At 66.5% G+C, this 7,359-nt stretch carries 7 protein-coding genes; 4 read left to right on the forward strand and 3 right to left on the reverse strand.

The window, feature by feature from the left end; translation table 11 throughout:
- Both VLA96_04025 and VLA96_04030 read left to right on the forward strand, forming a co-directional pair.
- The coding region (locus VLA96_04025) for a hypothetical protein (protein HSE48356.1) at positions 1 to 632 on the forward strand (632 nt) is incomplete at its 5' end.
- Between the two features lie 193 nt (positions 633 to 825).
- Positions 826 to 1,530, forward strand: a complete 705-nt coding sequence (locus tag VLA96_04030; GenBank protein HSE48357.1) for a PASTA domain-containing protein — start codon at positions 826 to 828, stop codon at positions 1,528 to 1,530.
- 187 nt (positions 1,531 to 1,717) lie between these two features.
- Here VLA96_04030 and fmt read toward each other — a convergent pair whose 3' ends face one another.
- The 3 genes from fmt to aroC all read right to left on the reverse strand — a co-directional run bounded on the left by fmt (position 1,718) and on the right by aroC (position 4,572).
- Positions 1,718 to 2,647, reverse strand: coding sequence for a methionyl-tRNA formyltransferase (gene fmt / locus VLA96_04035; protein HSE48358.1), 930 nt, complete (start codon positions 2,645 to 2,647; stop codon positions 1,718 to 1,720).
- 165 nt (positions 2,648 to 2,812) lie between these two features.
- Positions 2,813 to 3,328: a peptide deformylase gene (def, locus tag VLA96_04040; GenBank protein HSE48359.1), complete on the reverse strand. Its 516-nt coding sequence runs from the start codon at positions 3,326 to 3,328 to the stop codon at positions 2,813 to 2,815.
- Positions 3,329 to 3,396: 68 nt separating this feature from the next.
- On the reverse strand, positions 3,397 to 4,572 hold the full coding sequence (aroC, locus tag VLA96_04045) for a chorismate synthase (protein HSE48360.1): 1,176 nt from the start codon (positions 4,570 to 4,572) through the stop codon (positions 3,397 to 3,399).
- Between the two features lie 434 nt (positions 4,573 to 5,006).
- On the opposite strand from aroC, the gene VLA96_04050 reads away from it, so the two are divergent.
- Complete coding sequence (locus tag VLA96_04050) at positions 5,007 to 6,605, forward strand: GAF domain-containing sensor histidine kinase (GenBank protein ID HSE48361.1); 1,599 nt, start codon at positions 5,007 to 5,009, stop codon at positions 6,603 to 6,605.
- A 28-nt stretch (positions 6,606 to 6,633) separates the two neighbouring features.
- On the forward strand, positions 6,634 to 7,299 hold the full coding sequence (locus tag VLA96_04055) for a response regulator transcription factor (protein HSE48362.1): 666 nt from the start codon (positions 6,634 to 6,636) through the stop codon (positions 7,297 to 7,299).
- Positions 7,300 to 7,359: the final 60 nt, after the last annotated feature.

Raw genomic sequence — 7,359 nt, forward strand, 5'->3', positions numbered from 1 at the left:
AGCGCATCGAAAAGGCGCTGAAGTACCCGGTCTTCGTGAAGCCCGCGAACCTCGGCTCCTCGGTCGGCATCTCCAAGGTCCGCAACCGCGCCGAGCTGAAAGACGCCATGGAGCTCGCCGCCGGCTTCGACCGCAAGCTCGTCGTCGAGCAGGGCGTGGGGGGCGACAGCAAAAGTAAAGCCGGCGGCAAGCACGGCAGGGGCGCGGAAAAAGCCCGCGAGATCGAGTGCTCCGTCCTGGGCAACGAGCAGCCGCAGGCCTCCATCGCCGGCGAGATCGTGCCCTCCGCTGAGTTCTACGACTACGCCGCCAAGTACCTCACCGAGGGCTCCGAGCTCGTCATCCCCGCCAAGCTCTCGAAAAAACAGATGAAGGAAGTCCAGTCGCTCGCCGTCCGCGCCTTCCAGGCGGTCGACTGCCTCGGCCTCGCCCGCGTCGACTTCCTCATGGACCCCAAGTCGCAGAAGCTCTACGTCAACGAGATCAACACCATGCCCGGCTTCACCTCCATCAGCATGTATCCGAAGCTCTGGGCCGCGTCGGGCCTGGAATACCCGCGGCTCATCGACCGCCTCATCGAGCTCGCGCTCGAGCGCCACGCCGACAAGCGCCGCAACCAGTACTCACGCTAAGAAACCACAACAGGAGGAGAGGGGGAGGGGAGGGACTTGGGGTAGGATTTTGGACTCACCTCGATTACCTCTTCCTCGTGAGCCCATTCTGCTCGCAGTCCGATGAACAAGAAGAAAAAGGTTTCCCCCTGATTTTCCTCCTCTCCTCTTCTCCTCCTGTTTTCATTTCGCCGGCACAGCTAGAATCGTTGCCGTGAAGCGTCTCTTCCGGCTCTTCGTTCTCTCGCTCGTCCTGGTGATGATCGCCTTGCTCTCCATGCTCATCACCATGCGGCTCGCCATCCACCGCAGCGAGACCGCGGTGCCGCAGCTGGTCGGCCTCTCCCCCGACGACGCCGAGCTCCTCGCCAACCAGAACGGGCTCATCCTCTCGGTCGAGAGCCGCTTTTTTTCGAATGAAGTGCCGGAAGGGAAGATCGTGACGCAGTCGCCCGCCGCCGGCGTCAAAGTCCGCCGCGGATGGAAGGTGCGCGTCGCCGAATCGCTCGGCCCGCAGCGCGCCACCATCCCCAACGTCGTCGGACAGAGCCGCCGCGCCGCCGAGATGACCATCGCCCGCCGCGCCCTCGAGGTCGGCACCACCGCCATCGTCCACGTCCCCGAAGCGCCGCCCGACCAGGTCGTCGCCCAAAGCCCCATGGCCTACGCCAGCGCCACCTCGCCCAAGGTCAACCTGCTCATCAACGCCCCCGCCAACGAGCAGGAGTTCATCATGCCCGACTTCGCCGGCCATCAGCTCGCCGACGTCTTCGACGCCGCCGACGCCGTCGGCATGAAGATCACCAGCTCGCCCGTCGACGCTCCCGGCTACCCGCCGTCTTCCGTCCTCCGCCAGTCCCCACCCCCAGGCACCCGCATCACCTCCGGCGCCACCATCCGACTCGAAGTCGCAAAGTAGAGCTGCGTCGCCTGCCAGGGCACTTCGTGAGAGAAGAATGTCATCCTGAGCGACGTGCGAGTCGCGCAGCGATGAGCGCGAGCGAAGGACCTGCTCCAGCGCACCCCGCGGGTGCCCTAGGGCGCGGCGGGTACCGCGGCCGCGGCCCTTTGACTTCAATCGGCGATCGCAAATCGGCGATCGGCAATCACCCCAGCTTCTCCCCCGCCTTCGGCCTGTACCCATTCACGAAATCCCCCGCCGCCATCCGCTTTTTCCCCTCGGGCTGCACTTCCAGCAACTCCAGCGCCGTCCCGCCGCCGCACCCAACCAGCAATCTCCCGCCCCCCGGCGCCATCTCTCCCGCCGCCAGCGTGCTCGCCTCGTGCGCGGGCCGCGCGTCCAGGACCTGCAATCCCTTCCCGCGAAAACTCGTATACGCCCCCGGCCACGGCTGGAATCCGCGCAGCCGGTTCCACGTCTCGATCGCCGTCCGCTTCCAGTCGATGAGCCCGTCTTCCTTCTTCAGGATCGGCGCCGGCGTCGCCTGCGCATCGTCCTGCGGCGTCGGCTTGAGCGTCCCCGCCTCGAGCCGTTGCAGCGTCTCGATCAGCAGCGCCGCGCCCAGCTCCGCCAGCTTCGGACCCAGCGTCACCGCGCTCTCCGAGCGTATCGGCTGCGCCGCCTGCAGCAGGATGTCCCCGGTATCGAGCCCGGCGTCGATCTTCATCGTCGTCACGCCCGTGACCGTCTCCCCCTTCGCGATCGCCCACTGGATGGGCGCTGCCCCGCGATATTTCGGCAACAGGGAAGCGTGCACGTTCAGGTTCCCGAGCTCCGGCAGGTCGATCATCCACTGCGGGATGATCCGCCCGTAGCCGACCACCACGATCGCCCGCGGCGCCAGCCGCTCCAGCTCCGCGCGGAATTCCGCGTTCTGCTTGATCTTCTCCGGCTGCGTGACGCGCAGCCCGAGCCTCGCCGCGGCCGCCTTCACCGGCGGCGCCGCGAGCTCGCCGCCGCGTCCCTTCGGACGGTCCGGCTGCGTCACCACCAGCGCGACCTCGTGCCCCGCCCGGACCAGGTGCTCCAGCGTCGGCACGGCGAATTCCGGCGTCCCGCAGAAGATTACGCGCACGCCTTATTTGTAATGGAAAAAGCGATAAGCGATAAGCAATAAGCGATTAGCTTTCTCTCGGCACTCGGCACTCGGCACTCGGCACTCGGCACTCGGCACTCGGAACTCGGCACTCGCTTATTGCTTACTGCTTATTGCTTATTGCTTATTGCTTATTGCTTATCGCTACCACTCGCCCGCTTTCGCCAGCTTCCTGATCTTCCGCTTCATCAGGTCTCGCTTCAGCGCCGAGATGTAGCTGATGTAGAGCCTGCCGTTCAGGTGATCCGTCTCGTGCAGGAACGCCCGCGCCAGCAGGTCCTCGCCGGTGTGCTCGTGCCACTCGCCGTGCTCGTCCTGCGCCCGCACCGTCACCCGCTTCGGGCGCGTGACCTGCTCGCGGAACTCCGGCAGCGAGAGGCAGCCCTCGCTCCCGCTCTGCTTGCCCTCCGTGTGGACGATCTCCGGGTTGATCAGGACGAGCCGCGCCTCGGGGTCCTCCTTGAACGTGGTGTCGACCACCGCGATGCGCTTCGCGATCCCGATCTGCGGCGCCGCCAGCCCCACCCCGTGCGCCTCGTACATCGACGCGAACATGTCGTCGATCAGCTTCTTCAGCTCCTCGTCGAACTTCGTCACGGGCGCCGCCGGCGTCTCCAGCACCGGGTTGCCGTACAGCACGATGGGATAGATCTTAGGCATTTGTGATTTGTGATTTGTGATTTCTGATTTGCGATGTTGATTTTCAATGACAAATCAGAAATCGCAAATCAGAAATTCCTCAACTGCGCCAGGTAGCCCTGAAAGTTCCTCTTCGTCTCGCCCACCGAGTCCCCGCCGAACTTCTCCAGCGCCGCCCGCGCCAGCGTCAGCGCGACCATCGCCTCGCCCGCGACGCCCGCCGCCGGCACCACGCACACGTCCGAGCGCTCGTACGCCGCCTTCACCGGCTCCCGCGTCGCGAAGTCCACCGACTCCAGCGGCCGCCGCAGCGTCGAGATCGGCTTCAGGTACCCCCGCACCAGCACGTCTTCCCCGTTCGTCACGCCGCCTTCGATGCCGCCGGCATGGTTGGAGCTGCGCACGAACCCCGTGAAGCGCTGCTTCTGCTTCTCGTACCCGATCGCGTCGTGCACCGCCGAGCCCTGCGATACCGCCGACGTCACACCGCTCCCGATCTCCACCGCCTTCACCGCTTGCAGGCTCATGACCGCCGCCGCGAGCTGCGTGTCCAGCCGCTCGTCCCACTGCGCGTACGTCCCTAGGCCCGGCGGCACGTTGTGCGCCACCACCTCGAACACCCCGCCTACGGTGTCCCCGGTCTTCAGCACCGCGTCCACCTCGGCCTTCATCCGCTGCTCGCTCTCCCCGTCCGCGCAGTTCAGCAGGACCTCGTCCTTCTTCGCCAGCGCGACCAGCGACTCCCACGCCACGTCGGCGTTCGCGATCGTCGCGCCGCCCACCGCCACCACGTGGCTCAGCACCTCGATCCCCAGCTCGCGCAGGAACAGCTTCGCCAGCGCGCCGCACGCCACCCGCGCCGCCGACTCCCGCGCCGAAGCGCGCTCCAGCACGTACCGCGCGTCAGCGAAGTCGTACTTCAGCGCGCCCGCCAGGTCCGCGTGTCCCGGGCGCGGCGACTTCACCGTCTTGTGCTTCCCCGGGTCGCCCGCCTCGACCGGCAGCGCCTCCTGCCAGTTCTTCCAGTCTTTGTTCTCCAGCAGGATCGCGATCGGCGACCCGATGGTCTTCCCGTGCCGCACGCCCGAGAGGAAGTGCGCGCGATCGCTCTCGATCTTCATCCGCCCGCCGCGCCCGTAGCCCTGCTGCCGCCGCCACAGCTCGCGGTCCACGAACCCCTGCTCCACGGAGATCCCCGCCGGCAGGCCGCTGATCGTGCCGACCAGCGCCTCCCCGTGCGACTCCCCGGCAGTGAAGAATCTCAACATGAGGACTGACGATTCTACCCTTCGCGATTGTCATCCCGAGCGAGGACGCGGTGAACCTTCCGCGTCCGAGTCGAGGGACCTTGCGTTTGTTCCACCCACTGCTTCACAGCCCGCAGGGCGACATCTGTTCAAGCCCAGGCCGTAAGGCCTGGGTAAGCGGTTCCCCGAGATTCCTCGAGCCGGCTTGAGCCGGCGGCACATTCCTGCCAGGGCGTCAGCCCGAGCGTCGCAGGACTCTCCCCGATGCCTCTCCCCTCACCGTAACTAAAATCTAACCACGGCGTAGACCTTACCCAGGGAATTGAGTAGAATACCCTACAAGTTCTGGGGTTCTGCGTTACTAAGTAGTAGCGACCGCCGCCACTAAGTCCTTCGCATCGAATCTCCTGGGCCCTAAGAGGATTTTAGTGTCGGTACCGGCCGTGCTTCCGTTGAAAGAAAGTCTGCGCGAGTCTCTCGTGGAGATCGCCCGCGCCCTCGAACCCTATTTCCCCGACATCACGGTGCAGTGGCGCCAGCGCGCCCAGCAGGAGCTCACTCCGGACGGCCGCGTCCTCATGGCGCTCGAGCGCCTCAACATCTCTACCGGCTGCCTCTACTTTTGCCACAGCGATTTCGAAGGCTTCTTCGAGAACCTGCACTACTTCGGCGTGCGCCTCGCCAAGCTCGGCGTGGACACGCGCGCCATCGCCCGCTCGCTCGAGCTCTACACCGAGGGCTGCGAGCCTTACCTGCGCGGCCTCTTCGGCGAGCGCCGCCAGGAGGCCGCCATCGCGCTCGACATGTTCTCCGCCGCGGCCTTCACCGCCGTCTCCGGCGCCTACTTCGACGCCAAGTCGCGCGAGTCCAGCGCCCTGCTCAGCATCCTCGACGCCGAGCTCTCCGCCGCCGACGTCTCTGAGCTGCTCGGCAGCGTCCTTGACATCACCGCCGCCACCTTCGGCGCCAACGTCGGCGCCATCGTTCTGCTCGACCCTGACGGCGAGACGCTCCGCGTCCGTGCCGCCACCGGCGTCGACGGCGACGTCGAGAACATGACCGTCGCGCTCGGCCAGGGCGTCGCCGGCCGCGTCGTCCAGTCCGGCGAGCCCGTGCTCGTCTTCGACACCTCCGCCGAGCCCAACCTGCTCGTTGAAAAAGTCCGCGGCCTCGCCAAGACCCTCTGGGGCGTGCCGCTGCGCCTCGACTCCGTCACCCTCGGCGCGCTCGTCATCGGCTTCGACAAGCCCTACGAGTGGCTCCCGACCGAGCGCGCGCTCATGCGCGCCATCGCCGACCGCTCCGCCCTCGCCCTCGATCGCGCCCGCATCAACGACGCCCTGCGCGAGCGCGAAGCCCGCATCGCCGAGCTCAGCGCCCACCTCCTCCAGGTCCAGGAAGAGGAGCGCAAGCGCATCTCCCGCGAGCTCCACGACGAGACCGGCCAGGCCCTCATGGTCATCCGCCTCTACCTCGGCATGCTCGAGACCTCCATCACCGGCCGCACCGCCCGCGGCAAGGTCAAGGAGACCCTCGACGTCGTCGACCGCACCATCGAGGGCATCCGCCGCATCATCGCCCGCCTCTCGCCCCTCGTCCTTCAGGAGCTCGGCCTCATCGCCGCCATCCGCAAGGAAGCCAAGGATCTCGCCCGCAACACCGGCGTCAAGGCCCGCGTCGTCATGCCCGACTCCGTCGGCCGCATGCTCCCCGACATCGAGGCCGCCATCTACCGCGTCGTCCAGGAGGCCCTGCACAACGTCGCCAAGCACGCCAAGGCCGCCAACGTGAACATCCTGGTCACCCGCGAATCCGGCGTCGTCCGCGTCCTGGTCGAGGACGACGGCGTCGGCTTCTCCACCAGAAGCAGCAACTCTCGTGGCCACTCCTTCGGCCTGGCGGGAATCAAAGAACGTATCGCCGCGCTGGGCGGCACCGTGCGCGTGCATTCCTCGAAGGGCCGGGGCACGCGCCTGGAAGTCACCGTCCCGGCGGGTGAAGTCGCACCGGACGCGGGCCTGGCGCACAGCGCCTCCGCTGCCGTTCACTAAGGTTCGAGGAAGAAGGGAAACGCTGACCATGCCAAAGATCAAGTGCTTGCTCGTGGATGACCACACCCTGTTCCGTCAGGGTGTCCGGCGGCTGCTCGAATCCGAGAGCGACTTCGAGGTCGTCGGCGAAGCCGCCAACGGCGGCGAGGCGGTGGAGAAAGCCACCGAGCTCAAGCCCGACATCGTCCTCATGGACATCGGCATGCCCGGCCTGTCGTCCTTCGAAGCCGCCCGCCACATCCGCAAGAACCGCCCCGAGACCAAGGTGCTCTTCCTCACCATGTACGAAGACGAAGACTACCTCGTGCAGTGCCTCGAGGTCGGCGCCGCGGGCTACGTGCTCAAGGACACGCCCGCGCCGCAGCTCGTCACCGCCGTCAAGGACGTCTACAAGGGCGGCAAGTACCTCTCGTCGCAGGTGCTCGGCAAGCTGGTCGAGGACTTCCGCGCCCGCGTCCGCGACGCCAAGATGCGCCCGCGCATGTCCACGCTCACGCCCCGCGAGCGCGAGATCCTCAAGCTGCTCGCCGAAGGCAACTCCGTCAAGGAGATCGCCGTGCTCCTCGGCCTCAGCGTCAAGACCGTCGAGGCGCACAAGTTCAACCTCATGCGCAAGCTCGACATCCACAACAAGGCCCAGCTCGTGACCTACGCCATCCAGAAGAAGATCATCAAGATCCCCGTGAACCAGTGATGGCTCTGGCCGTGTCATGCTGAGCGGGGCCGCGTTTTCTGCGGCCTCGCGAAGCATCTC

This window comes from Terriglobales bacterium, from assembly GCA_035457425.1.
Taxonomy (GTDB): domain Bacteria; phylum Acidobacteriota; class Terriglobia; order Terriglobales; family Acidobacteriaceae; genus JACPNR01.

Excerpts from the sequence above, each read along its gene's own strand:
- VLA96_04055 (HSE48362.1), top strand. The coding sequence starts at position 6,634 with ATGCCAAAGATCAAGTGCTTGCTCGTGGATGACCACACCCTGTTCCGT.
- def (HSE48359.1), bottom strand. The coding sequence starts at position 3,328 with ATGCCTAAGATCTATCCCATCGTGCTGTACGGCAACCCGGTGCTGGAG.